This is a genomic window from Streptomyces sp. NBC_00829 (assembly GCF_045161795.1).
In the GTDB taxonomy this organism is placed as follows: domain Bacteria; phylum Actinomycetota; class Actinomycetes; order Streptomycetales; family Streptomycetaceae; genus Streptomyces.
In genome coordinates this window covers 1,626,061-1,651,020 of the sequence record NZ_CP108867.1, presented here as the reverse complement: position 1 = coordinate 1,651,020, position 24,960 = coordinate 1,626,061, and the positions used below count along the sequence as shown (strand labels likewise).

Below are 24,960 nucleotides of genomic sequence, written 5' to 3'. Positions count from 1 at the left end.
CCCAGGAATTAGCCGACCCGCCGGGTGTTATTGTCGCAGGACTTCATGGAGCGTTGTATGCGGCCGCCGAGCGCGGTTCTCATCAGGAAAGGTGGCCGGTGAGCCATGGCGTTGGGGCCTGCGCGGAGATCGAAGCGGCAGGCGGGCCAGACCCGCGAGGTTCCCACGGCAGAGCGGAACCGGCAGCACATCCCGAACCCGGTCAGCACGGCTGAGGACGGCGGCCCGACCGCCACCGGCTGGCTGCTGCGGGGCAAGGACGACCGCCTCACGGCGTACGCACCGGCTCTGGGTGGTGTCCTGCGCTGGACCGAGACCATGCCCGGTGGGCCGGACTGGACGGGCCCCGAGCTGGTCGCCAGGGCCGAGGGACTCCAGCCGTTCCTCGCCGTCGCCCAGGGGGCCGACGGCTATGTGCACTTCTTCGGCGTACGGCAGACACCCGTCGGCGGCGGTGACGAGGTCCGTACGGACATCGTCCACGCCATCCAGTACCAGACGGGACGCCCGGTCAAGGAGTGGCAGCCCCTGGGCACCCCCTATCCGAACGACTGGAAGCTCGCCGTCCAGATAGGACGTCCGGCCGCGGTCGTCGACGGCGGGGGCAACGTCCATGTCTTCGTCCGCAACGTCGGCGGTGGAGTGTGCGCCCGCAGCCAGACCTCCACCGGAGCGTGGAAGCCCTGGGCGGACCTCAAGGGCAGCGGAGCTCACGGCCGGCTGGCCGCCGGCGCGGCGGACGGGGGCCGCGCGGAGGTCCTCGCGCCCGCCCGCGAGTCGGTGATGCGGTGGGTACAGGACGGCGACCAGCCGCTGTTCACCCGGGACGGGGACATCCCCTCGCACGTCCAGGACGGCTCCGTGTCCGCCGTAGCCACCGGCGAGGACCGGCTCACCTTCTTCTGGCGCGACGAGAAGTCCGGCGAGGTACAGGCGTGGCGCCAGGACAGCGTTCCCGAGCCGCTGGGCGGCGCGTCGGGCTCCGGCCCCGTCTCCCTGCTGCGGGCGGCCGTGGACGGACACGACTGCACGCTGATGGCCCACCGTGACACCGACGGCCGGCCGGCGCTCGCCGCCTATCCCACCGAGACCGAATCGGCGGGTGCGGTGTGGACCGGCACCGGAGAGGCGTGCGTCGGGGCTCCCGCGCTCGCCGTGGACGCGCGCGGACGCGTGGTGCTCGCCGCGTTCGCGGCGGACGGCTCGCTGCGCCTCACGCGTCAGAAGACGAACGAGCCCGGACTGGCCATGGAGGCCTGGATCCGGATCTGACCGGCCCCCGCAGCCGGGTGACGCAGGTCCCCGGCACCGCGAGACGGACAAGCGGCCCCGGCACCTTCCCGGTGCCGGGGCCGCTTGCCGTGATGGGTCCGCGTTACGCCGGGACGCTCGCCACGCCCCGCGCCAGGAACGGCTTGCCGTTCACCCGCTGGGAGACGCCCTCACGGTCCAGGTACGGCGTGATGCCGCCCAGGTGGAAGGGCCAGCCCGCGCCGGTGATCAGGCAGAGGTCGATGTCCTGGGCCTCGGCCACGACACCCTCCTCCAGCATCAGACCGATCTCCTGCGCCACCGCGTCGAGCACGCGCTCGCGGGTCTGCTCCTCGGTGAGGACGACATCGCCCTGCTTGAGGAGGGCGGCGACCTCCGGGTCCAGCTCCGGCTTGAAGTTGTTCTCCGCGGAGTAGACGTAGAAGCCGCGCTTGCCCGCCTTGACGACCGCGGCCAGGTTCTCGGAGACCGTGAAACGGTCCGGGAAGGACCGGTTGAGGGTCTCGGAGACATGCAGGCCGATGGCCGGGCCGACCAGCTCCAGGAGGACCAGCGGCGACATCGGCAGACCCAGCGGCTCGACGGCCTTCTCGGCCACCTCGACCGGGGTGCCCTCGTCGATGACGTTCTGGATCTCGCCCATGAAGCGGGTCAGGATGCGGTTGACCACGAAGGCAGGGGCGTCCTTGGTCAGCACGGCGGTCTTCTTCAGCTTCTTCGCCACACCGAAGGCGGTGGCGAGGGCGGCGTCGTCCGTCTTCTCACCGCGGACGATCTCCAACAGCGGGAGAATCGCGACCGGGTTGAAGAAGTGGAAGCCGACCACGCGCTCCGGGTGCTGGAGCTTGGAGGCCATCTCGGTGACCGACAGCGAAGAGGTGTTGGTGGCGAGGATCGCGTGCGCCGGGGCGACGGCCTCGACCTCGGCGAACACCTGCTGCTTGACGCCGATCTCCTCGAAGACGGCCTCGATGATGAAGTCGGCGTCGGAGAAGCCCTCGGCCTTGTCCAGCACACCGGTGACCAGGGCCTTGAGACGGTTGGCCTTGTCCTGGTTGATACGGGACTTCGAGAGGAGCTTGTCGATCTCGGCGTGGACGTAGTCCACACCCTTGTCGACACGCTCCTGGTCGATGTCGGTCAGCACGACCGGCACCTCAAGGCGGCGCAGGAAGAGCAGCGCCAGCTGCGAGGCCATCAGGCCCGCGCCGACGACGCCGACCTTGGTGACCGGACGGGCCAGGTCCTTGCCCGGGGCACCGGCCGGGCGCTTGCCGCGCTTCTGGACCAGGTTGAAGGCGTAGATGCCGCTGCGCAGCTCGCCGCCCATGATCAGGTCCGCGAGAGCGGTGTCCTCGGCGTCGAAGCCTGCCTGAAGGTCACCGTCCTTGGCGGCGGCGATGATCTCCAGCGCGCGGTAGGCGGCCGGGGCCGCACCGTGCACCTTGGAGTCGGCGAAGGCACGGCCGCGCTCGACGGCCTGGTCCCAGGCCTCGCCGCGGTCGACCTCGGGACGGGCGACCACGGTCTCGCCCTTGAGGACGGACGCCGTCCAGATGAGCGACTGCTCCAGGAAGTCCGCGCCCTCGAAGATCGCGTCGGCGATCCCGAGCTCGAAGACCTGCGCGCCCTTGAGCTGCCTGTTCTGGTTGAGCGAGTTCTCGACGATCACCGAGACCGCGCGGTCCGCGCCGATCAGGTTCGGCAGCAGGGCGCAGCCGCCCCAGCCCGGGACGAGACCGAGGAAGACCTCGGGCAGCGAGAAGGCCGGGATCGCCTTCGAGACGGTGCGGTACGAGCAGTGCAGACCGACCTCGACGCCGCCGCCCATCGCCGCACCGTTGTAGTACGCGAAGGTCGGCACCGCGAGCGCGGAGAGCCGCTTGAAGACGTCGTGGCCGCCCTTGCCGATGGCGAGCGCGTCGGAGTGCTGCTTGAGCAGCTCGACGCCCTTGAGGTCGGCGCCCACGGCGAAGATGAACGGCTTGCCGGTGATACCGACGCCGACGACCGAACCCTCGCCGGCCTCCTTCTCGACCTGGTCGAGAGCGGCGTTCAGGTTCGCCAGCGACTGGGGGCCGAAGGTGGTCGGCTTGGTGTGGTCCAGGCCGTTGTCCAGTGTGATGAGGGCGAAGCGGCCCGCGCCCGCAGGGAGGTCGAGGTGGCGCACGTGCGCCTGTGTGACGACCTCGTCCGGGAACAGCTCGGCCGCGCCCTTCAGCAGCTCAGTGGTGGTGCTCACTTGGTGCCTCCGTCGAAGTGCGGGTTCTCCCAGATGACCGTCGCGCCCATGCCGAAGCCGACACACATGGTGGTCAGGCCGTAGCGGACGTGCGGCTGCTCCTCGAACTGGCGGGCCAGCTGCGTCATCAGCCGGACGCCGGAGGAGGCGAGCGGGTGACCGAAGGCGATCGCGCCGCCGTACTGGTTGACGCGGGGGTCGTCGTCGGCGATGCCGTAGTGGTCGAGGAGTGCCAGCACCTGGACGGCGAACGCCTCGTTGATCTCGAAGAGGTTGATGTCCTCGATCGACAGGCCCGCCTTGGCGAGGGCCTTCTCGGTCGCCGGGATCGGGCCGTAGCCCATCACCTCGGGCTCGACGCCGGCGAAGGCGTACGAGACGAGGCGCATCTTGACCGGCAGGTTGTTCTCGCGCGCGAAGTCCTCGGAGGCGATGAGGGACGCGGTGGCACCGTCGTTGAGGCCGGCGGCGTTTCCGGCGGTGACGCGGCCGTGCACACGGAACGGCGTCTTGAGGGCGGAGAGGTTCTCCAGGGTCGTGCCCGGACGCATCGGCTCGTCGGCGGTGACCAGACCCCAACCGGTCTCGCCCGCCTCGGGGTTCGTGCGGCGCACCGACACCGGCACCAGGTCCTGCTGGATCTTGCCGTTGGCGTACGCCTTCGCGGCCTTCTCCTGCGAGCGCACGGCGTACTCGTCGGCGCGCTGCTTGGTGATGTGCGGGTAGCGGTCGTGCAGGTTCTCGGCGGTCATGCCCATGAACAGGGCGGACTCGTCGACCAGCTTCTCCGAGACGAACCGCGGGTTCGGGTCGACACCCTCACCCATGGGGTGGCGGCCCATGTGCTCGACGCCACCGGCGATGGCGACGTCGTACGCACCGAAGGCCACGCCGCCCGCGACCGCGGTCACGGCGGTCAGGGCGCCGGCGCACATGCGGTCGATGGAGTAGCCCGGTACGGACTGGGGCAGACCCGCGAGGATGCCCGCCGTGCGGCCGAGGGTCAGACCCTGGTCGCCGATCTGGGTGGTCGCGGCGATGGCGACCTCGTCGATCTTCTGGGGGTCGAGGTCCGGGTTGCGTCGCAGCAGCTCCCGGATCGCCTTCACGACGAGATCGTCGGCCCGGGTCTCGTGGTAAATGCCCTTCGGGCCCGCCTTGCCGAACGGGGTGCGGACGCCGTCGACGAAGACGACGTCCCTGACGGTACGAGGCACGTTGGCTCTCCTCCAGGGTGCGGGTGGCACTGCTGCGGGGCGCGCCTAAGCGCGCGCTTCCTCCGCTCATGCTACTTGCGGGTAACCCGCATGCCCAGTCCCAGCGTCGGGAGCGGTGAAGGTCACACACCGTGGCTGTGTGCCCGGACCCCGCGCGCCGACCGCCGGGGGCCGGTGCGAGCCCGTCCGGCGGTCGAGCAGCGCTCCCCGTCAGGCCGGTGTCGCCGCGAGAGCGCGGGTCAGCAGCGGCGCCACCTGCTCGATCTGCCACGGCCGCGCGCCGTGTCCCGCCAGCGCCTCGGAGACGGCCGCGGCCGTCGGTTCGGCCGGCGGCTCCCAGCACACCCGGCGGACCGTGTCCGGGGTGATCAGGTTCTCCTGCGGCATGTTGAGCTCCTCGGCGAGCGAGGACACCGCCGCACGCGCCGCGGAGAGCCGTGCCGCGGCGGCCGGGTCCTTGTCCGCCCACGAGCGCGGGGGCGGGGGACCGTTCAGCGGCTGGCCGGGCTGCGGGAGCTCGGTGTCCGGCAGCGCCTTGGCGCGGTCGACGGCCGACTGCCACTGCTCCAGCTGCCGCCTGCCCATGCGGTGACCGAATCCGGGCAGCGCGGTCAGGGCCTGCACGGTCGCCGGCACGGCGAGCGCGGCCTCGACGATCGCGACGTCGCTCAGCACCTTGCCCGGTGACACATCACGCCGCTGAGCGACCTTGTCCCGGGCCGTCCACAGCTCCCGTACGACGGCCATCTGACGGCGGCGGCGCACCTTGTGCATCCCGGACGTGCGGCGCCAGGGGTCCTTGCGCGGGGGAGCGGGCGGGGCGGAGGCGATCGCGTCGAACTCCTCGCGCGCCCACTCCAGCTTTCCCTGCCGGGCCAGCTCCTTCTCCAGCGCGTCGCGCAGATCGATCAGCAGCTCCACATCGAGCGCGGCGTAGCGAAGCCACGGCTCGGGCAGCGGGCGGGTGGACCAGTCGACCGCGGAGTGGCCCTTCTCCAAGGCGTATCCGAGGACGGACTCGACCATCGCGCCGAGTCCCACCCGAGGGAAGCCCGCGAGCCGCCCGGCCAGCTCGGTGTCGAAGAGCCGGGTGGGGACCATGCCTATTTCGCGCAGGCAGGGGAGATCCTGGGTGGCCGCGTGCAGAATCCACTCGGTGTCGGAGAGCACCTCACCGAGCTCCGAGAGGTCGGGGCAGCCGACCGGGTCGATCAGCGCACTCCCCGCGCCCTCGCGGCGCAGCTGTACGAGATAGGCCCGCTGGCCGTACCGGTAGCCGGAGGCACGTTCGGCGTCGACCGCCACGGGGCCGGTGCCCGCCGCGAAGGCGGCGATCACCTCGGCCAGCGCGGCGTCGTCGGCGACCACCGGAGGAATGCCTTCACGGGGCTCCAGCAAAGGAATCGGCGCCGGTTCGACGTCGTCCGGGGGAGCGCCCCCGGTGGTTCGCAGTGCGGTCTCTGCTGCGGTCTCTTGGGCGTCGGTCACGTGTCAAGGGTATCTGTGAACGGACGGCGCCCGTCGACGGAACGTTCCGTCGACGGGCGCGAAAGAAAAGCGGTGGGGTCAGTGGATGATGCCGGTGCGCAGAGCCACGGCGACCATCCCGGCGCGGTCGCCCGTGCCGAGCTTGCGTGCGATACGGGCGAGGTGGCTCTTGACGGTCAGCGCGGACAGGCCCATCGAGACGCCGATGGCCTTGTTGGACTGGCCCTCGGCGACCAGGCGGAGCACCTCGACCTCTCGGCCGGAGAGCTCGCGGTAGCCGCCCGGGTGGCTCGGGGCGCCCGGGGGGCGGCGGTGCATCCTGCTGGCCGCGGCGCCGATGGGGGCGGCGCCGGGACGGGTGGGGTGGCCGATGTTGGTACGGGTGCCGGTGACGACATAGCCCTTGACTCCGCCCGCGAGGGCGTTGCGCACGGCGCCGATGTCGTCGGCTGCGGAAAGGGCGAGGCCGTTCGGCCAGCCCGCTGCTCGGGTCTCGGACAGGAGGGTCAGCCCGGAACCGTCGGGCAGGTGGACGTCGGCAACGCAGATGTCGCGCGGGTTGCCGACGCGGGGACGGGCCTCCGCGATGGACGACGCCTCGATGACGTCACGCACTCCGAGGGCCCACAGGTGGCGGGTGACGGTGGAGCGGACGCGCGGGTCGGCCACGACGACCATGGCCGTCGGCTTGTTCGGGCGGTAGGCGACCAGGCTTGCGGGCTGCTCGAGAAGAACGGACACCAGGCCTCCTGGGGGAAGGTGCGGGACGGAGCCGGCTCGGGGATGAAGCCGGGGCGAACCGTGCAGTTAGGGTCACAGACCTCTTCGGCAGCGAACCCGTCCGCCTTTAGAGAATGATCACGATTTGGTGAGTAACAATTGGTGCAATTCGGACGAGTGATCGATCATCCTACGAGCGAACTGCCGTGAGCGGGCGCACGAGTGAAGCCGCGGGCGCGAATCCGCGCATCCCGCGCTCAGTGTCCCGGGCCGTACCCGGAGGTGAAGTCAGGGCTGTTGCGGTCCACGGCGCTGCGGGAGGGAGACCACGCCCGTCGCCCCCTCCGTCCCGATGCCCGGTGCCGGTGGCAGCCCCGCGACCTGGCAGAGCAGATCGCACCAGGCGGCAAGGTGTGCCGCGGAGTCGGGAACACCGCCCCGGCCCTCGCGGGGTGTCCATGACGCACGGATCTCGATCTGCGTCGCCGGAAGGCGCTCGGAGAGTCCTCCGAAATAGTGAGACCCCGCACGGGTGACGGTGCCGCTCGCCTCCCCGTACGAGAGACCACGCGCCTCCAGCGACCCCGTCAGCCACGACCAGCAGACCTCGGGAAGCAGCGGATCGGCGGCCATCTCCGGTTCCAGCTCCGCGCGCACCAGCGTCACCAGACGGAACGTGCCCTTCCAGGCCTCGTGGCCTGCCGGATCGTGCAGCAGCACCAGTCGTCCGTCGGCAAGATCGTCTTCGCCCTCGACGACCGCCGCCTCCAGGGCGTACGCGTGCGGGGCGAGCCGCTGCGGCGGGCGCGTCGGATCCACCTCGACCTCCGGCCGGAGCCGCGCCGCCCGTAGCGCGTCGACCGCCTGCCGGAACACGCGCGGGACGGCACTCCCCTCCGCGCTGTCCGTCTCGTCAGCGCTGTTGGAATGATCGGAAAAATGTCCCTGAGCCGCAGCCATGCGGGGAAGAGTAGGCGGAACGGGAGCTTCGTGCAGGGAGGGACACCCGGCCCGGGGCAGCCACTTCTTGCGTACATGCGAAGATTTGGGGCGTGAGCGCCAACGACCGCCCCTCGGGCCAGCCGACCAAGACGTACGACTCCGCCTTTCTCAAGGCGTGCAGGCGTGAGCCGGTGCCGCACACGCCGGTCTGGTTCATGCGTCAGGCGGGGCGCTCGCTTCCGGAATACCTCAAGGTGCGCGAGGGCGTTCCGATGCTCGACTCGTGCATGCGGCCCGAGCTCGTCACCGAGATCACGCTGCAGCCGGTGCGCCGCCACAAGGTCGACGCCGCGATCTACTTCAGCGACATCGTCGTCCCCCTGAAGGCCATCGGCGTCGACCTCGACATCAAGCCGGGCGTCGGTCCGGTCGTCGCCGAGCCGATCCGCACCCGCGCCGACCTGGACCGCCTGCGCGACCTCACGCCCGAAGACGTCTGGTACGTCACCGAGGCGATCGGGCTCCTCACCGGCGAACTCGGTGCGACTCCGCTCATCGGATTCGCCGGAGCGCCTTTCACCCTCGCGAGCTACCTCGTCGAAGGCGGCCCCTCACGCAACCACGAGCACACCAAGGCGCTGATGTACGGCGACCCGCAGCTGTGGGCCGATCTGCTCGACCGCCTCGCGGAGATCACCTCCGCCTTCCTCAAGGTGCAGATCGAGGCGGGCGCGAGCGCCGTGCAGCTCTTCGACTCGTGGGTGGGCGCGCTCGCGCCCGCCGACTACCGGCGCTCGGTGATGCCGGCCTCGGCCAAGGTCTTCGACGCGGTGGCCTCGTACGGGGTGCCGCGCATCCACTTCGGCGTCGGCACCGGCGAACTGCTCGGGCTGATGGGCGAGGCGGGCGCGGACGTCGTCGGCGTCGACTGGCGCGTCCCGCTGGACGAGGCCGCGCGCCGGGTGGGTCCCGGCAAGGCGCTCCAAGGCAACCTGGACCCGGCGGTGCTGTTCTCCTCGCGGAAGGCCGTGGAGACGAAGACGGACGAGGTGCTCGCGGCGGCTCGTGGACTGGAGGGGCACGTGTTCAACCTGGGGCACGGGGTGCTGCCCACGACGGACCCGGATGCGCTGACGGGGTTGGTGGAGTACGTGCACGAGCGGACGGCGCGGTAGCGGGGGTCTGCCCCGGCCGCCCTTCCTGAACCGGGGCTGCGTCCCGGCCCTGCGGTCACCCAAAGGGACGGGGCGGGGAACAGGCCGGCCGCGGGCTCACGCGCCCGCCTCGCGGACTGCCGTCACCGCCCTGCGCGCCGCCACCAGCACCGGGTCCCAGACAGGTGAGAACGGCGGGGCGTAACCGAGGTCCAGCATCGTCATCTGCTCCACCGTCATGCCCGCCGTCAGGGCGACTGCCGCGATGTCGACCCGCTTGGCCGCCCCCTGCGCCCCGACGATCTGGACACCGAGCAGCCGGCCCGTGCGGCGCTCCGCGAGCATCTTCACCGTCATCGGCGCCGCGCCGGGGTAGTAGCCCGCGCTGTTCGTCGACTCGATCGTGGCCGTGACGTACTGCAGTCCCACCGCCCGCGCGTCCTTCTCGCGCAGACCGCTGCGGGCGATCTCCAGATCGCAGACCTTGCTGACCGCCGTGCCGACCACACCCGGGAACACCCCGTACCCGCCGCCCACGTTCGCGCCGATGATCTGGCCGTGCTTGTTGGCGTGCGTGCCCAGCGCGACATGGCGCTCGCGGCCCGAGATCAGGTCGAGGACCTCCACGCAGTCGCCGCCCGCCCAGATGTTCTCCTGGCCGCGGACCCGCATCGACAGATCGGTGAGCAGCCCGCCGTGCTCGCCGAGCGGCAGGCCGGCCGCCCCGGCGAGCGTGGTCTCCGGCTCGACGCCGATGCCGAGGACCACGACGTCCGCCGGGTACTGCGCATCCTCGGTCGCCACCGCCCGCACCCGGCCCTCCCCGCCCGTGAGGATCTTGGTGACCTCGGCCCCGGCCACCGTCGTGATGCCCAGGCCGTCCATCGCCTCGTGGACCAGACGGCCCATGTCCGGGTCGAGGGTGGCCATCGGCTGCTCGCCGCGGTTGAGGACGGTCACCGCGAAGCCGCGGTTCAGCAGAGCCTCCGCCATCTCGACGCCGATGTAGCCCGCGCCCACGACGACGGCCCGCCGTCCTTCCGTCCGCTTGAGCGTGTCGATGAGCATCTGGCCGTCGTCGAGCGTCTGCACCCCGTGCACGCCCGCCGCGTCGATGCCGGGCAGCGGCGGGCGGACCGGCCGCGCGCCCGTCGCGACGACCAGTTTGTCGAAGCCCGTCCACGCCTCCGCGCCGCTCTCCAGGTCCCGCGCGCGCACCCGCCCGCCCGCCGGGTCGATCTCTGTCACTTCCGTGCGCATCCGCAGGTCGATCGCCCGTTCGCGGTGCTCCCCGGGCGTACGGGCGATCAGGTCCTCGCGCTCGGGAACGTCACCGCCGACCCAGTACGGAATCCCACAGGCCGAGTACGAGCTGAAGTGCCCGCGTTCGAACGCGACGATCTCCAGCTCGTCCGGGCCCTTGAGCCGGCGTGCCTGCGATGCGGCGGACATGCCCGCCGCATCGCCCCCGATGACCACCAGTCGCTCCATCGCCATGGGAACACGCTACGGGGGAACGGCCGTTCAGTCCTGGCCAGGACCGGGAACGGAACCTGGACCGGGCGCGGGCGCGGGTGCCGAGGCGTCCGGGCGCCGGGGCAGCCGGGGCCGCACCACCCAGCGCCACAGCGCGTACAGGGTCGCCAGCACCGCCGCGAACGGAGCCACCGCGCCGATCGCCACCCCGATCCACCGCGCCGTCGCGACCAGCGCGTTCCAGCCGCCGCCGAGCGCGTCCAGGAAGCCCGGACCGTCGTCCTGCGACTCCTTGCCGCTTTCCTCGCTCTCGGAGAGCGACAGGGTGATCGTGGCCAGCGTCGTCCGGTCCCTGAGTGCGGCCCGCTGCGCGAGCAGCGACTCCAACTGCGCCTCAAGACTGCTCAGTTGTCCCTCCAGCGCCACCACGTCGCTGAGCTTGGTGGCCCGGTCCATCAGCGCCCGTACGCGGTTCACGCTCGCCCGCTGCGTCGCTGTCCGGCTCTCGACGTCGACCACCTGGTCGGTGACGTCCTTGGCGTCGGCCTTGCGGGAGATCAGCTTTCCCGCCCCCGCCAGTTCGCTCAGGACCGCCTCGTACTTCTCCTGCGGTACGCGGAGCACCACGCGCGAGGTCACATGCGTGTCATCGATCCGCTCGGTGCTCTCGTTGGCGACATGACCGCCGGCGTCCGCAGCCGTCCTGCGCGCCGCCGCCAGGGCCTTGGGGGCGTCCTTGACCTCGACCTTCAGATCGGCCGTGCGGATGACGTGGGAGCCCACCAGGGAGGCGGGCTCCTTCGGCCGGGTCTGCGCGGCGCCCGACCCGGCGCCGGACTCCGCGTCGGCCCGGTAGCCGCCGCCCTTGCCCTCCTGGGCCGCGGGCTCGGCCATGGACTTGTCGTCCGCGCCTGATGTGTCGGATGCACCGCTGCACCCCGCGAGCGCGAGTGAGGCGGTCAGGAACAGTGCCGCGAACGTACGACGTGCACGCATACAGGCCCCCCGGTGACAGGTGGTGAGTGGTGGATGGTGCCGGTTCGACGTGCGGTGCCGTGGTGCCGGTTGCCGTTTCCGGTCCCGAAGCGGTCACGGTCAGGACTCGGTACGGGGTTTGAGAGAGTGGGAGTCATGAACGCGGACACACCCACGGGTCATGTGGTCGTCATCGGGGGCGGCATCGCCGGCCTCGCGGCCGCGCACCGGCTGCTCGCCTCCGGGGCGCGCGTCACCCTGCTGGAGGCCACCGACCGGCTGGGCGGCAAGCTCCAGGCCGGTGAGATCGAGGGCGCGCCCGTCGATCTCGGCGCCGAGTCGATGCTCGCCCGGCGCCCCGAAGCCGTCGAACTGGCCCGTGCCGTCGGTCTTGCCGACCGCCTCCAGCCCCCCGCGACGACCTCGGCGTCGGTCTGGACGCGCGACGCCCTGCGGCCCATGCCCAAGGGCCACGTCATGGGCGTTCCGGGTGACGCGGGAGCCCTCGCCGGGCTGCTCTCCCCGGAGGGGGTCGCCCGTATCGGGCAGGAGCGCGAGCTACCGCCCGCCGAGATCGGCGACGACGTCGCCGTCGGCGCGTATGTCGCCGAGCGTCTCGGCCGCGAGGTCGTCGACCGGCTCGTCGAACCGCTGCTCGGCGGGGTGTACGCGGGCGACGCCTACCGCATCTCCATGCGCGCGGCCGTCCCCCGGCTGTTCGAGGCGGCGAAGGCCCATCACTCGCTGCTCGAAGGAGTACGGGAGATCCAGGCGCAGGCCGCCGCGCAGCAGGCGGCCGGGCCCGTCTTCATGGGGATCGAGGGCGGAGTCGGGCAGCTGCCGGTGGCCGTCGCCGACGCCGTACGAGCCCGGGGCGGCGAGATCCTGACGGACACGCCCGTCCTCGGCCTGACCCGTACATCCGACGGCTGGGAGATCCGCACCGACCGGCGCGTCCTCGCCGCCGACGCCGTGGTGCTCGCCGCCCCCGCCTGGTCCGCCTCCGCGCTGCTGGCCGCCGAGTGCCCGGCCGCCGCCGCCGAGCTCGGCCAGATCGAGTACGCCTCGATGACGCTGGTCACCATGGCCTTCCGGCGCGCCGACCTCGCCGCGATCCCGGACGCCAGCGGCTTCCTCGTGCCGCCCGTCGACGGCCGCACCATCAAGGCGTCCACGTTCTCCACCCGCAAGTGGGGCTGGGTGGACGAGGGTTCCTCCGACCTGTTCGTCCTGCGCACCTCGATCGGCCGCTACGGCGAGGAAGAGCATCTGCACCGCGACGACGCCGAGCTCGTCGGCGTGTCGCTGCACGACCTCGGCGACGCAACCGGGCTCGCCGCCCGGCCCGTGGCGACCGATGTGACCCGGTGGATCGGCGGGCTGCCGCAGTACCCCGTCGGGCATCTGGCGCGCGTCGCCCGGATCCGTGAGGAGGTCGCGAAACTGCCGGGTCTCAGGGTCTGCGGCGCCGCCTACGACGGGGTCGGCATCCCGGCCTGCATCGCGAGCGCGCAGCGTGCGGCCGACGAGATCATCGCCACGTCCACCCTGGTGCGGGGCACTGCGGACGACGCGGGAGAATAGCCTCATGACTGCACCGGAAAAGACTCCCAACGCGGGGAAGAGGGCGAAGGACCTCAACGAGGTCGTCCGCTACACCCTGTGGTCCGTCTTCAAGCTGCGCGACCTCCTTCCCGACGACCGCGCCGGTTACGCGGACGAGGTCCAGGAGCTGTTCGACCAGCTCGCCGCGGAGGACGTCACCGTCCGGGGCACCTACGACGTGTCCGGGCTGCGCGCCGACGCGGACGTCATGGTCTGGTGGCACGCCGAGACCGCCGACGAGCTCCAGGAGGCGTACAACCTCTTCCGGCGCACCCGGCTGGGCCGCGTGCTGGAGCCGGTGTGGTCCAACATGGCGCTGCACCGCCCCGCCGAGTTCAACAAGTCGCACATCCCGGCCTTCCTGGCCGACGAGACGCCGCGCGACTATGTCAGCGTCTACCCCTTCGTGCGTTCCTACGACTGGTACCTGCTGCCGGACGAGGACCGCCGCCGGATGCTCGCCGACCACGGCAAGATGGCCCGCGGCTTTCCCGATGTGCGCGCCAACACGGTCGCCTCGTTCTCGCTCGGCGACTACGAGTGGATCCTCGCCTTCGAGGCCGACGAGCTGCACCGCATCGTCGACCTGATGCGTCATCTGCGCGCTTCCGAGGCCCGCATGCACGTGCGCGAAGAGGTTCCGTTCTACACGGGCCGCCGCAAGTCGGTCGCGGAACTGGTGGCCGGACTCGCCTGAGTCCGCAGCATGACGGCCGGCCCCGCGTTGCGGACCCGGCCGTCTCAGACCCGGAAGATCAGACGGCGTGGGGCAGCTTCGGCGTGGCCGCACTCCGCTCCAGCGACACCGGGTCCGGCTCCGGGTGCGGCGCGCACGACGCGCGCCGCACCGGCGTCTCACCTCGCAGCAGATAGTCCTCCAGGTAGGCGTTGACGCACTCGTTGCCGCCGCCCCCGATGCCGTGCGTACCGGCGTCCTCCTCGGTGATCAGCACGGAGCCGCTCAGCCGCCGGGCCAGCTCGCGCGCCCCTTCGTACGGAGTCGCCGCGTCCCGTTCGGCCGCCAGGATCAGCGTCGGCGGCAGAGCGCCCGGCCATGTGCGTACGTCCAGCGGCTCCTGCCGGGGCGTCTGCCAGTAGGCGCACGGCAGATTCATCCAGGCGTTGTCCCAGGTCTCGAAGGGGGCGACGCTCGCGAGATCGGTGTTGTCGCGGTCCCAGACCTCCCACTCGGTGGGCCAGGGAGCGTCGTTGCACTCCACGGCGGTGTAGACCGCGCCGGCGTTCTCCGCGCTCCGGGCCGCCTCCGGCCTGGGGGCGGCCTGACTGATCAGCGGCTTCTCGTTGCCCTTCAGATACTCCGACAGCGCGGTGGCGCGCAGGGTCCAGTAGTCGTCGTAGTAGCCCGCCCCGAGGAACGCCGCGTGCAGCTCACCGGGGCCGACCTTCCCGCCCGCCGGCCGGAGCGCGAGCCGGGCGCGCGCCTTCTCGTAGCTGCGCGACACCGCGTCGGGCGTGGCCCCCAGGTGGTACGTCGCGTCGTGCTTGGCGACCCAGGCGCGGAAGTCGGCCCAGCGGCTCTCGAAGGCGAACGACTGGTCCAGATTGCTGCGGTACCAGATCTGGCCGGGTGAGGGGTCGACCGCCGAGTCGAAGACCATGCGGCGCACGTGCGAGGGGAAGAGTGTCGCGTACAGCGCGCCGAAATAGGTGCCGTACGAGGCGCCCATGAAGGTGAGACGGGGCTGGCCGAGCGCAGCCCGCAGCACATCCAGGTCACGGGCGTTGTTGAGCGAGGTGTAGTGGCGAAGCGCCGGACCGGTCCTGCGGGCGCAGCCCTGTGCGTACGCCTTCGCCTGCGCGATCCGCTCCAGTTTGTACGCGGGCGACGGATGCACCGGCGCGGGACTCGGCGCCTTGATGAAGCCGGCCGGGTCCTCGCACGACAGCGGAGCCGAGCGGGCGACACCGCGCGGGGCGTAGCCGACGATGTCGTACGCCCCGGCAATGCGCTTCCACTCGGGGAGCGCGGCGGCCAGCGGGAAGTACATGCTGGACGCGCCGGGGCCACCGGGGTTGTAGACGAAGGCTCCCTGGTACTCCTCCGGCTTCCCGCTCGCCCTGGCGCGGCTGACGGTCAGCGAGATCTGCCGTCCCGACGGCTCGGCGTAGTCGAGCGGAACCGTGACCGTGCCGCACTGGACCGGGGAGGGCAGCATCTCGGCCTTGGGACAGGTACCGAAGACGATTCCCGCGGCCTCGGCGCGCTCGGCGGCGATGGTCACCCCGTACGACTCGGCGTCGGTGGTGCTCGTGCCGCCGGCCGGGGCGACGGCCGACGCGGAGACGACCAGGGAACCGAGGCCCGCCACGGCCCCGTACATCGCCACTGCTCTCATCGTGTTCCCTTCGTACGACGGCGGCCGTTGGGCCACGGGACGAAAGGGATCCTTGGTGCGGTGACGGACGAAGTAAAGGACCGGTGTCCGGTGTCGGGGTCATTGACTCCGATGCGCCGTGCGGCCCTTCGACAGCGCAGCCCGCAGCGCCGGATCGTCCAGCGCACGGACCCCGCGCACGGCGACGGCGGTGAGCGTGTCCCTGGGGGAGAGCGCACGGAGCAGGCGCTGACCGGCGGGCGAGGCCCAACGGGAGTACGGATGCACCTCGATGCGAGCGATGGCCAGACAGCCGACGGTGAGCAGCAGGGGGAGCGCGAACCAGCCGAGGACGGTGGCGGCTGTGGCGGTCCGGCCCCCAGGGACCATCGAAAGGGCCGCGGCTGCCATCGCCACGACGAGCACCGTCGCGCCCTGGACGGCGCGGACGGCGTACGCGACTCCTGTACGGCAGTTGTCCGGGACGGCGAGCCCGGCGCGGACGAGCCGGTCGGCAAGGGCACGTACCGCGTCGGTGGCGGACGCTTCGGAGCGGACCGCCCCTGTGCGGGCCTGGCCCGTCGGCCCTATCGCGCCGATGACCGAGCGCTCCAGGTCGTCCTGGCCCTCCGGGTCGACGACCGTGGCCCATCCGGTGTGGGCGAGCAGCAGCCGGCGGCGCCGGTGCATCGCGACGAGCGTGAGCTCCGCGACCCGGTGCGGGCCGCCCGCCAGGAAGGCCGCCTCGTACAGGCTCAATGAGCGCTCCCGGTCCGTTCCTTCGGGGTCGGGGCGCGATGCGTCGAAGGCGGCGAGGCAGAGCCGGGCGCAGCTGACGGCGGCCGCGGCCCAGGCCACCAGGAGGAAGAGGACCCAGAGCATGGCCGAGTTCTACGCGAGACCTCCTCGCCTGCGCCACGGCTTGTTCGCCATGCGGACAGGGGGCGTTACTGGTTCGTGATGCTGGAGCGTGGCCGGGAGGTCGCGGGCGGCAGCGGATACGACGGGGCAGGGGTGGGGGTGACGGCCTCGGCCGGCGGCGGTACCGCCCCGGGAGCGGGCGGCGGTGGTCCGGTGGGGCTCGCGGTCGCCGCGGAGCCCTCGGCGATGGCGTCGTAGTCGATGAGACCGGTCGCCTCCAGGACTCTGATGTGGTCGAGCACGGTCGTGTTGGCGTCGTCGGCGAGCGCGCGCACCAGGGAGTTGCGGGTGCTGTTGCGGATGTCCGCCACCAGGGAGAAGACCCTGCCGTGCGCGCGGCGCAGGATGTTGGCGAACGCGATCTCGTACTCCCGGCCGCTCGCCTCGGTGAACTCCTTCAGCCATCCGCGCTGTTGAGCCGTCGGCTGGTTCGGCAACTCCATGTTCAGCCGGGCCGCGACCTCGCGGACACGGGCGTCGAGGTAGGTGTGGCCCTCGACGAGATGCTCCCCTGCCGCCTTCACGGCGACGCTCGGGGCGCGGCCGACGGCCTGCTGACCCGCCGGGAGCTCCCACAGCCCGGCGAGTCTGACCCGGACGATGAAGTCGCGGTCCGCGGCGGAGAGCGGGCCCCAGGGCGTGGCGACGGAACCGGCCCTGAGGTTGGCCTCGGGGGTTCCGGAGCGGTCGTCGTACGACCAGACGGGAAACAGGATCGCCGCCGCGGTCGTCGTCAGAGCGGCGACGATCAGGCCGGTGCCGGTCAGGAAACGCATAGTGCCTCCTGCGTACGGGTCCGCACGCGGTCCGCACGCTAGTCGGCTCTGCGATGATCCTGTGGGGTGTTGGGGGAAGTGCCGGGTCACAGGGGTGGGCGGGAGCCCGCCTCGGCCGCCGAGGCGGGCTTCAGCTGCTGCTGCCGCAGCCTCCGCCACCACCGCAGCTGGAGCCGCTCGAAGATCCGCAGCTGGACCCGCCCGAGGAGCCACCGCAGCTGGACCCGCTCGAAGACCCGCAGCTGGACCCGCCGGAGGAAGCGCAGCCGGATCCCGTGCTGCTGCCACAGCTGGAGCCCCCGCAGCCGGATCCCGGGGATGCCCCCGCGCACCAGAGGGCAACGTAGTCCGACGACCCCGAACTGCTGTGGCTGCTGGTGCCCGGCGTGCGTGCCGCCGCAGTCAGCTGCGCCTGGAGCGCGGGGTCGGGCACGGCTCGCAGTCCGTTCAGGGCGACGAGATGCCCCGCCGAGCAGAGGGTGGCGTACTGCGTGCGGTACACCCTCAAAGCGTCCCGTCCCGCCGTGGTGATCCGGCGCCGGGCACGGGCCGACACCACGAGCCCGATCACGACCCCCGCCACCAGTGCCGGAAAGATCATGCCCAAAAATTGCAGACTGGAGCTGTCCCCTTCGGTCTCGACGAGGGTGGCGATGGCCACGATGAAGGTGGCGGGGAGGGCGAGTACGCACACCAGCGCCAGGGCACAGCCCCACCTCCTCGGACCGCGGTTCTCGCCGGGCGGCGTCATCAGGCCGCGGGCGGCGAGGTCGTCGCCGATCTCCTGCACGGCGGGGTGCCGCATGACCTCACGGCGCAGGGTGTGCAGCGCTCCGGTCGGGGCGGCGGCAAGCTGGTCGAACACCGCGCGGTCGACGGGGTCGTGGGCCAGCGGGTGGCGTACGGAGACGATTCCCGGTCCGCCGATGACGATCCGGCCGTCCGCGTGGAGCTCCGCGAGCGCAGAGTCCACGACCCTGGCCGGGCCGCCGCTGAGGAAGGCGGCCTCGTAGAAGTGCTGGACGGGACCGGCGTGGGCGGAGCGGCCGGACGACCGCAGGAGCAGCGCGACGGAGGACGCGGCGACGGCGAGATAGACGAGTACGACGAGGACGACCATCGGATTCATCTCCCGACGAGAGCGGCACGCGCCGCGCGGACGAAGCGGGTGGCACGGCGCGGCGGGTGCGGCGCGGCACGCTCCTCCCACCAGCGGGTCAGCAGCCGGCGGGCACTGTCGTCGTCGGGACGCCCCGCGACGAGCAGGTGCTCCGCGAAGTCGAGTGCGTCGCGGCGGTAGCCGGACTTCATGGGACGGGATTTGGCGTACGCGAGGAACGCGTCGCGGTATCCACGGCCCAGGATCTGCGGCAGCTCGGGAGCGACCTTGGCGACGACATCGGCCCGCTTGGCGGCGAGGGCGCGGCTCTGGACGCCCAGACGCCGCGATGCGAAGCCTTCGGGGACGGGGGTCCCGGCGACGAGGGCGGACAGCAGTGCGGCCTGGGCGAGCGCGACGCGTTCCCGGGAGGGGCAGCCTTCTGTCCCGGCCGCGCCTTTCAGCGACAGGGCAGGGGAGGGGCTTTCTTCGCACGCGTCGATGTCGGCCGGGGGACGGGCGTTTGGCGTCTTGTCGCCGCGGGCTCCTGGGATCGGCGCGTGCGATGCCGCAGGTGCAGAGATCGTCACCGGCGTACGGATCGTCACCGTCGCGCGGATCGTCTCCAGCTCCGCCGCCAGCTCGTCCTTCGGCGGGAAGTCGTCGTCCCGTTCCAGCAGGACCCCGGGCGGGGACACTCGTGAGCGCAGTTCCGTGAGGATGTCCAGGACCGGCTGGGTCACCGGGTGGGCGTGGGTGTCGTGCCAGATACCGTCGCGCTCGATCCCGCCTGCCACATGGACGTACGCGATTGCCTCGACGGGGAGTTCGTCCAGCGCCTTCGCCGGATCCTCGCCGCGGTTCACATGGTTCGTGTGGAGGTTGGCCACGTCGATCAGCAGGCCCACGCCGGTGCGTTCGACCAGTTCCGCCAGGAACTGGCCCTCCGTGAGCTCTTCACCCGGCCAGGAGATCAGCGCCGCTATGTTCTCCAGCGCCAGCGGCACCGGCAGCGAGTCCTGCGCGATACGGACGTTCTCGCAGAGGACCTTCAGCGCGTCCCAGGTCCGCGGCACGGGCAGCAGGTGGCCCGCTTCCAGCTGCGGGGACGCGGTGAGCGGGCCTCCGGCCCGTACGAACGCAATGTGCTCCGTGACCAGCGGCGCACCGAGCGCCGTCGCCCGCTCCGCCAGGTCGGCGAGGCGCTGCCGCGAGGGGCGGTCCGCACCGCCCAGGCCGAGAGAGACGCCATGCGGGATGATCCGGGTGCCGCGCGAGCGCAGCCGGGTGAGCGCGGCGGGCAGATGGCCCGGGCAGACGTTCTCCGCGACGACCTCGACCCAGTCGACGCCTGGCAGTTCCTCCACCGCGTCCGCGATCTCCGGGCGCCAGCCGATACCGATACCGAGTTCCATGGGTCCCCTCCTCTGCGCCGTGTGACGGTGCGTGCAGGGCCTATGGCCCCGCCGGACCGCGGTCAATCCAGAGGAGGGGACGTTCAGAGGATGATTTGAGGTTCCGCCGGGCCTGGCCGGATTGTGCCGGCTTCCGCCGGGCTCCGGCGGAACCGCGTCACGGACGGTTCGTGTTGATCGCCGTCGGTGCTCCGGGCTGCGTCGACGGCTGCGAGGTGAACGACTGGTCCCCGGACGGCGACGCCGGCGCCGGCTGCGGTGGCAGGTTGCCGTTCGGCGGCGGCGGGCCGGTCGGGCTGGCCGTGGCCCCGCTCGCGGCACCGTTCGCAATGGAGTCGAAGTCGACCAGTCCGGTCGCCTCCAGCATGGTGATGTGGTCGAGGACCGTCTGGTTCGCGTCCGTCGCCAGCTGGCGGATCAGGCTGTTCCGCGTGGTGTGCCGGACCTCGGCGATCAGCGCGAAGACCTTGCCGTGCGCGTTGCGCAGCAGATTCGCGAACTTGTACTCGTAGTCCTTGCCGGTCGCCGCCGACAGTTCCTGCAGCCAGCCCTGCTGCATCTCGTTGGGCTGGTTCGGCAGCTCGACTCCGAGCTTTGCCGCCACATCGCGTGCCCTCTTGTCGAGGTCGGTGTGGCCGACGACCAGGTGATCACCCGTGTCCTTGATCGCCTTGGTGGGCGCACGCTCGATCGCCTGCTGCCCCGCAGGGAGCTCCCAGAGCCCCGCCAGCCGCACCTTCACCAGGAAATCCCGGTCCGTGGCCGTGAGCGGGCCCCACTGGGTTGCCACGCTCGAGGCATTGAGGTTGTCCTGACCGGTACCAGAACGGTCCGCATATGACCAGACGGGAAAGGCGAGCGCTCCCACCGTGGCGACGAGTGCCGCGATGATGAGTGCCGTCCCGTTGATGCGCCGCAACAATGTGCCTCCAGAGCCGATGCGTTACACGCCACCAACCGCCGACTGAATGAAAGGTTCAACTTAATCGGCGGTACCGACAGGTACGTAGGCGGGGGCCCGGATGTTCAACCGCGCAGCGAGGGATGATCCGCAACTACCGTGCAGGACCCCGGAGCGATCTCCGTGAATCCCGCGTCCCGGACCACCGGCAGGCCGCTGACCGTGAGTTTCTTCCACTCCACGGGCTCCGCGGTGCGCACGGAGAGCGGAAAACCCGCGTCGTGCCACGCCTTCCGGTTCGCCTCCGGCAGCTCCCACCACGCCAGCTGCGCGCCGTGTCCGGCCTGCGCCATGGCCTTGCCCGCCGACATGTCGAGATCCGGGCTCAGCCACAGAACCGGACCCGTGAGGTCGGGTGCTGATGGCGGCTCGGGATCGTCCAGATCGGTGCCCGAGACCTGGAGCTTGGCCAGCTCCTTCGGCCAGCCGTCGAGCGGGACGGGCGGAAACACCCGGACCTCGGCCGCCGAGCCCGTCACCGTGATCCCCGGCAGGGCCGCGGCCTTGCGCCACTCCGCGCCGCGCGCCCTGCGGACCACCTTGCGGATACGGGCGTCCTGCCAGTCCCGCATCGCCTGCGCCCATTCGCCCTCCCCGAGAGAGCGCTCGTCGCTCAGGATGTGGAGCACCGCGCGTGCCGCGGTCTCCAGCGCGTCGGTACGGGCCGGAGGTTGGGCCTTCTCGATGTGGACCACCAGCGGCAGGACGTACTGCGGGGATGCGTCGCGCAGGGTGCTCTCGTGCTCGAAGGGGCTGTCGGGACGGGTTTCTTCGCTGCTCACCCGGTCAGTCTGCCAGCCTCCTCCGTCCCGCCCTGGCCGGATTCTTGGCGGAACGGATAGCTCCGGGCCACGATGCACCCCATGAAAAGTGATCTCTTCGCCTCCGAGAACATGGCACAGCAGGCAACCGTCCCCGGAATGACCCTGCAGAACGCCAAGTCGATCAAGTACGCCGTCAACGGCGAGATGCACGCGCGGCAGGGATCGATGGTCGCCTTCCGCGGCAATCTCCAGTTCGAGCGCAAGGGCCAGGGCATCGGCGGCATGCTCAAGCGCGCCGTCACCGGCGAGGGGCTCGCGCTCATGGCCGTGCGCGGACAGGGCGAGGCGTGGTTCGCCCACGAGGCTCAGAACTGCTTCATCGTCGACATCGACCAGGGCGACGCGCTCACCATCAACGGCCGCAATGTGCTCTGCTTCGACTCCTCGCTGTCGTACGAGATCAAGACGGTGAAGGGCGCCGGCATGACCGGCGGCGGCATCTTCAACAGCGTCTTCACGGGGTACGGCAAGCTCGCCGTGATCTGTGAGGGCAACCCGATAGTGATACCCGTCACCGCGCAACAGCCCGTCTACGTCGACACCGACGCCGTCGTCGGCTGGAGTACCCGGCTCAACACCTCGCTGCATCGCTCGCAGTCCATCGGCTCGATGATCCGCGGCGGCTCGGGCGAGGCCGTCCAGCTGATGCTCCAGGGTGAGGGCTTTGTGATCGTGCGCCCCAGCGAGCTGACCCCGCAGAAGGCGTCGGCCAACTAGTCTCGTACGCATGGACGAGTCGTACCGTGCGACACCGGTCCCCGCTCCGACGGTGGCCGGTGGACCGCCGTTCGCCGAGTGCGTGCTGTGCCGGAAGCCGACGGAGTATCCGGAGTCGGTCAAGGGCGTGACGCTCTGCCCGGTCTGCGCATGGCACGAGGCGCAGCGCGCGGCCTGCTCGGGCTAGCAAGGGGGGACCGGACCCGCGACTGACAGGTCTACAGGTTCACGGCTCTGCAGGCCTACGGATCTGCAGAACTCCGGTATATCCGACATCCCTGGGGTCTAGCCCCGCATCAGCTCCGAGACCTTCACGAAGCGGTAGCCGCGCCTGCGCAGTTCCGGAACGATCCGCCGGACGGCCTGCTCCGTGACCGGGGCCGCGCTGCGCGTGCAGTGCATGACCACCAGCGAGCCCGGCCCGACCCGAGTGAGCACCTGCTCGGCGACCGCGTCGGCATCGGTCGCGAAGGCGTCCCCGCTGACGACGTCCCACTGGACCGCGGTCACCTTCGACGGCGCGATGGCGCGCAGGGCCGCGTCGTTGTAGCAGCCGCCGGGGAAGCGGAAGTACGGCACGACATTGCGCGCCCCCGCCCGCTTGAACGCGCTGAACGCGCGGTCCACGTCCCCGCGCATGCCGTCGCTCCCGACCAGCGGCAGGCCGTAGCAGGGCGACGCGAAGGCGTAGTGGCTGTACGAGTGGTTGGCGATCTCGAAGAGCGGGTCGTTGCCGATCTCCTTGGCTTGCGCGGGGTACTCCTCCGCCCAGCGGCCGGTCATGAAGACGGTCGACGGGACCCGCAGCCTGCGCAGGGCGTCGATGAGGGCGGGGTTGTCGAAGTGCTCGCCGTGCGCGGCCCGCGGACCCTGATCCGCGGTCATGTCGGCGTCGAAGGTGAGCGCGACCGTTCTGCGGTCCGTCGAGGAGGCGCGCTCGAAGACGGGGGTGAGGCCACCGGGTCCGGGCGCCACGGTGGGGGCCTTGTTCACCTTGTCCGTCAGTGGCTTGCCGGGTTTGGGGGCGGCTGCCGCCGCCGTCCCGCTGGAGGAGGCGGTGGTGCCGCGACCGGACCCGGTGATGCCGTTTCCGGCCCCCGGGGTGTCGGCACAGCCGACGAGCAGGGCACCCGCAAAGGCCGAGACCGCCACTCCGCGCACATAGGTGATCACTGACGGAAAATATCCGATCAGTACGACTATCAGTGCGCGGCGCTCCCGTGTCGGGGCTACCTTCCGCCGGACCAGCCCAGCGGATGGAGTTCCGCCGGCGGGGACGAGACGTCCGGCTCACCGCCCGCCTCGGTGAAGGCGGTCAGCGCCGCGATCAGGGCCGCGCGCTGCTCGGGCGCCAGCCGCTCGACGATCCCCGCGACCTCCTGGCGGCGCCTGGCCGTCACCTCGTCGACGATGCGTATGCCCTCCGGCGTCAGCCGCAGCACCGTCTCGCGCCTGTTCTCCTCATTGATCTGGCGGTCCACCAGGCCGACGCCGATCAGCCGGTCCACCATCCGCATGGCCGTCGACGGGCTCACCGCGAGCCGCTCCGCGAGCACGACGAGCTTGGCGGCGCCGTGCGTGGACAGCACCACCAGCAGCCGGAACTGGGGGAGCGTCACCCGGTCCTCGACCGAGCCGAGTGAGCGCGCGGACAAGGCGACGAGCAGCCGCGACGCGGTGAGAACCGCACGGGTCACGGCCTCCACGTCGTCCATCCCGTCAACGGGATGCCTCTGCTCGTCCATGTCCCCTTTCTACCGTGCTCCACGATCGGCCCCACGGCCGAGACCGCCTTTGAACACCCGGACCGTGGCCCGCGTATTCCACCTGCGCGCCGTGCCGACGCCACAAACCAGCTCCCGGCGAGACGAAGGAACACCTCAACAACGCCGAAACCGGGAGATGTCAAGCGTTCTGTCCGACGCGCAGCACGGCCCAGGGCCCCGATGTGGGCCAAGGCGGTGCTCACCGCGACCGCCGTCACCGTCGCTCTCGTGCTGCGCAGCAGCGGTGACCATCCGACGACGAGTCAGGTGACCGCGGGAATTCCGCAGTACCACCCCGGTCATGACGCCTCCGCGGGAAGGGACGGCGCACCGGCCGCCTCCGTCTCCGGACTCCGGCCGGAGTCCGACTAGCGGACTCTGAGGAAGAGCCGCGGATCTCCGCTCTTCATCTTTTGCACTGTGCAATGATGCCCGGGCGGAGGGCCCTGCCGACTGCGGGTCTCTGCTCGGGAGCGGCACCGGCACGGTGATGCGGCTCAACACCGCACGCCTGCCTGCCGGACGGGTCCTTCGTGAGGGAAGCATGTGAAAGGAACGACATGGCTCAACCCCCAGCGGCAGCGGCCGGCGTGCTCGCCCGTGTCGCGGAGCTGCTCGACGATGTGCCGGACGACCGGGGAGGGGCGCTGTGGCGACTCTCCGAGAGTGGGCGGCAGCTCGACGCGAACATCATCCGCATACCGCCCGGCACCCGGGTCGCCAGTCATTCGGAACCCGATCTCGATGTCCTTCTGTGTGTGCTGAACGGTGGCGGACGGCTGGAAACGGAGGACGGGCAACAGTCGCTGGAAGCGGGGAATGTGGCCTGGCTGCCGCGTGGCACCCGGCGTTCACTGTTCGCCGATGAGAAGGGACTCGTGTACGTGACCGTTCACAGCCGCCGTCCGGGGCTCGCCATCCGCAGCGCAGCCGGGTCCGAAGGTGGCGAGGCGGCATGTCTCCTCAACCGGATCTGCCCGGGCTGCGACCGCCCTGCAGAAGACGTTTCCGCACGTTATTGCAGTCGTTGCGGCGCCCAACTGGCCTCTTAGGA

At 71.2% G+C, this 24,960-nt stretch carries 24 protein-coding genes; 8 read left to right on the top strand and 16 right to left on the bottom strand.

The features are described 5' to 3' along the window. The first annotated feature begins 105 nt into the window (after positions 1 to 105). A complete protein-coding gene (locus OG293_RS07200; RefSeq protein ID WP_405997930.1) occupies positions 106 to 1,272 on the top strand; it encodes a hypothetical protein in 1,167 nt (388 codons plus the stop codon). A 103-nt stretch (positions 1,273 to 1,375) separates the two neighbouring features. Here OG293_RS07200 and OG293_RS07195 read toward each other — a convergent pair whose 3' ends face one another. The 5 genes from OG293_RS07195 to OG293_RS07175 all read right to left on the bottom strand — a co-directional run bounded on the left by OG293_RS07195 (position 1,376) and on the right by OG293_RS07175 (position 7,899). Then, positions 1,376 to 3,514 (bottom strand): 3-hydroxyacyl-CoA dehydrogenase NAD-binding domain-containing protein, encoded by a 2,139-nt coding sequence (locus OG293_RS07195; RefSeq protein WP_405997929.1) that lies wholly within the window; start codon positions 3,512 to 3,514, stop codon positions 1,376 to 1,378. Continuing rightward, a complete protein-coding gene (locus OG293_RS07190; RefSeq protein WP_405997928.1) occupies positions 3,511 to 4,731 on the bottom strand; it encodes a thiolase family protein in 1,221 nt (406 codons plus the stop codon). The genes OG293_RS07195 and OG293_RS07190 overlap by 4 nt, the downstream gene beginning before the upstream one ends. Before the next feature lie 210 nt (positions 4,732 to 4,941). Beyond that, positions 4,942 to 6,219 (bottom strand): HRDC domain-containing protein, encoded by a 1,278-nt coding sequence (locus OG293_RS07185; protein ID WP_405997927.1) that lies wholly within the window; start codon positions 6,217 to 6,219, stop codon positions 4,942 to 4,944. 78 nt (positions 6,220 to 6,297) lie between these two features. Then, on the bottom strand, positions 6,298 to 6,960 hold the full coding sequence (locus tag OG293_RS07180; RefSeq protein ID WP_405997926.1) for a LuxR C-terminal-related transcriptional regulator: 663 nt from the start codon (positions 6,958 to 6,960) through the stop codon (positions 6,298 to 6,300). 267 nt (positions 6,961 to 7,227) lie between these two features. Continuing rightward, positions 7,228 to 7,899, bottom strand: coding sequence for a DUF3000 domain-containing protein (locus tag OG293_RS07175; protein ID WP_405997925.1), 672 nt, complete (start codon positions 7,897 to 7,899; stop codon positions 7,228 to 7,230). 92 nt (positions 7,900 to 7,991) lie between these two features. Here OG293_RS07175 and hemE point away from each other — a divergent pair, with 92 nt between their 5' ends. Further along, positions 7,992 to 9,056, top strand: coding sequence for a uroporphyrinogen decarboxylase (gene hemE, locus OG293_RS07170; protein ID WP_405997924.1), 1,065 nt, complete (start codon positions 7,992 to 7,994; stop codon positions 9,054 to 9,056). A gap of 96 nt (positions 9,057 to 9,152) precedes the next feature. On the opposite strand, the gene OG293_RS07165 is transcribed toward hemE, so the two are convergent. Both OG293_RS07165 and OG293_RS07160 read right to left on the bottom strand, forming a co-directional pair. Then, complete coding sequence (locus OG293_RS07165) at positions 9,153 to 10,526, bottom strand: FAD-dependent oxidoreductase (protein ID WP_406003529.1); 1,374 nt, start codon at positions 10,524 to 10,526, stop codon at positions 9,153 to 9,155. A 33-nt stretch (positions 10,527 to 10,559) separates the two neighbouring features. Further along, positions 10,560 to 11,507, bottom strand: a complete 948-nt coding sequence (locus tag OG293_RS07160) for a DUF4349 domain-containing protein (RefSeq protein WP_405997923.1) — start codon at positions 11,505 to 11,507, stop codon at positions 10,560 to 10,562. A gap of 135 nt (positions 11,508 to 11,642) precedes the next feature. On the opposite strand from OG293_RS07160, the gene hemG reads away from it, so the two are divergent. Further along, positions 11,643 to 13,070, top strand: coding sequence for a protoporphyrinogen oxidase (hemG, locus tag OG293_RS07155; RefSeq protein ID WP_405997922.1), 1,428 nt, complete (start codon positions 11,643 to 11,645; stop codon positions 13,068 to 13,070). Positions 13,071 to 13,074: 4 nt separating this feature from the next. Next, complete coding sequence (gene hemQ, locus OG293_RS07150) at positions 13,075 to 13,788, top strand: hydrogen peroxide-dependent heme synthase (RefSeq protein ID WP_405997921.1); 714 nt, start codon at positions 13,075 to 13,077, stop codon at positions 13,786 to 13,788. Between the two features lie 58 nt (positions 13,789 to 13,846). Here the strand turns inward: hemQ and OG293_RS07145 are convergent, their stop codons facing one another. The 7 genes from OG293_RS07145 to OG293_RS07115 form a co-directional block, all read right to left on the bottom strand. Continuing rightward, positions 13,847 to 15,448: an alpha/beta hydrolase gene (locus tag OG293_RS07145; RefSeq protein WP_405997920.1), complete on the bottom strand. Its 1,602-nt coding sequence runs from the start codon at positions 15,446 to 15,448 to the stop codon at positions 13,847 to 13,849. A gap of 99 nt (positions 15,449 to 15,547) precedes the next feature. Beyond that, on the bottom strand, positions 15,548 to 16,309 hold the full coding sequence (locus OG293_RS07140) for a TIGR04222 domain-containing membrane protein (RefSeq protein WP_405997919.1): 762 nt from the start codon (positions 16,307 to 16,309) through the stop codon (positions 15,548 to 15,550). 65 nt (positions 16,310 to 16,374) lie between these two features. Next, on the bottom strand, positions 16,375 to 17,124 hold the full coding sequence (locus tag OG293_RS07135; RefSeq protein WP_405997918.1) for a DUF4142 domain-containing protein: 750 nt from the start codon (positions 17,122 to 17,124) through the stop codon (positions 16,375 to 16,377). 130 nt (positions 17,125 to 17,254) lie between these two features. Further along, positions 17,255 to 18,253 carry a TIGR04222 domain-containing membrane protein gene (locus OG293_RS07130; protein WP_405997917.1) on the bottom strand — a complete coding sequence of 333 codons (999 nt, stop codon included), beginning with the start codon at positions 18,251 to 18,253 and terminating at the stop codon, positions 17,255 to 17,257. Beyond that, positions 18,250 to 19,638, bottom strand: a complete 1,389-nt coding sequence (locus OG293_RS07125; RefSeq protein WP_405997916.1) for a DUF692 domain-containing protein — start codon at positions 19,636 to 19,638, stop codon at positions 18,250 to 18,252. The genes OG293_RS07130 and OG293_RS07125 overlap by 4 nt, the downstream gene beginning before the upstream one ends. 157 nt (positions 19,639 to 19,795) lie before the next feature. Beyond that, entirely contained in the window at positions 19,796 to 20,557 is a 762-nt protein-coding gene (locus OG293_RS07120) for a DUF4142 domain-containing protein (protein ID WP_405997915.1), read from the bottom strand. 107 nt (positions 20,558 to 20,664) lie between these two features. After that, positions 20,665 to 21,381 (bottom strand): peptidyl-tRNA hydrolase, encoded by a 717-nt coding sequence (locus tag OG293_RS07115; protein ID WP_405997914.1) that lies wholly within the window; start codon positions 21,379 to 21,381, stop codon positions 20,665 to 20,667. Between the two features lie 81 nt (positions 21,382 to 21,462). Between OG293_RS07115 and OG293_RS07110 the strand changes: the two genes are divergently transcribed. Both OG293_RS07110 and OG293_RS07105 read left to right on the top strand, forming a co-directional pair. Continuing rightward, positions 21,463 to 22,140 (top strand): AIM24 family protein, encoded by a 678-nt coding sequence (locus OG293_RS07110; protein ID WP_405997913.1) that lies wholly within the window; start codon positions 21,463 to 21,465, stop codon positions 22,138 to 22,140. 10 nt (positions 22,141 to 22,150) lie between these two features. Continuing rightward, positions 22,151 to 22,327, top strand: a complete 177-nt coding sequence (locus OG293_RS07105) for a hypothetical protein (protein ID WP_405997912.1) — start codon at positions 22,151 to 22,153, stop codon at positions 22,325 to 22,327. 98 nt (positions 22,328 to 22,425) lie between these two features. Here OG293_RS07105 and OG293_RS07100 read toward each other — a convergent pair whose 3' ends face one another. Beyond that, positions 22,426 to 23,313, bottom strand: coding sequence for a polysaccharide deacetylase family protein (locus tag OG293_RS07100; RefSeq protein WP_405997911.1), 888 nt, complete (start codon positions 23,311 to 23,313; stop codon positions 22,426 to 22,428). Positions 23,314 to 23,369: 56 nt separating this feature from the next. Beyond that, a complete protein-coding gene (locus OG293_RS07095; protein WP_405997910.1) occupies positions 23,370 to 23,885 on the bottom strand; it encodes a MarR family winged helix-turn-helix transcriptional regulator in 516 nt (171 codons plus the stop codon). 201 nt (positions 23,886 to 24,086) lie between these two features. Here OG293_RS07095 and OG293_RS07090 point away from each other — a divergent pair, with 201 nt between their 5' ends. Both OG293_RS07090 and OG293_RS07085 read left to right on the top strand, forming a co-directional pair. Further along, a complete protein-coding gene (locus OG293_RS07090) occupies positions 24,087 to 24,278 on the top strand; it encodes a hypothetical protein (protein WP_405997909.1) in 192 nt (63 codons plus the stop codon). Positions 24,279 to 24,466: 188 nt separating this feature from the next. Next, on the top strand, positions 24,467 to 24,958 hold the full coding sequence (locus tag OG293_RS07085) for a cupin domain-containing protein (protein ID WP_405997908.1): 492 nt from the start codon (positions 24,467 to 24,469) through the stop codon (positions 24,956 to 24,958). Positions 24,959 to 24,960 lie beyond the last annotated feature (2 nt).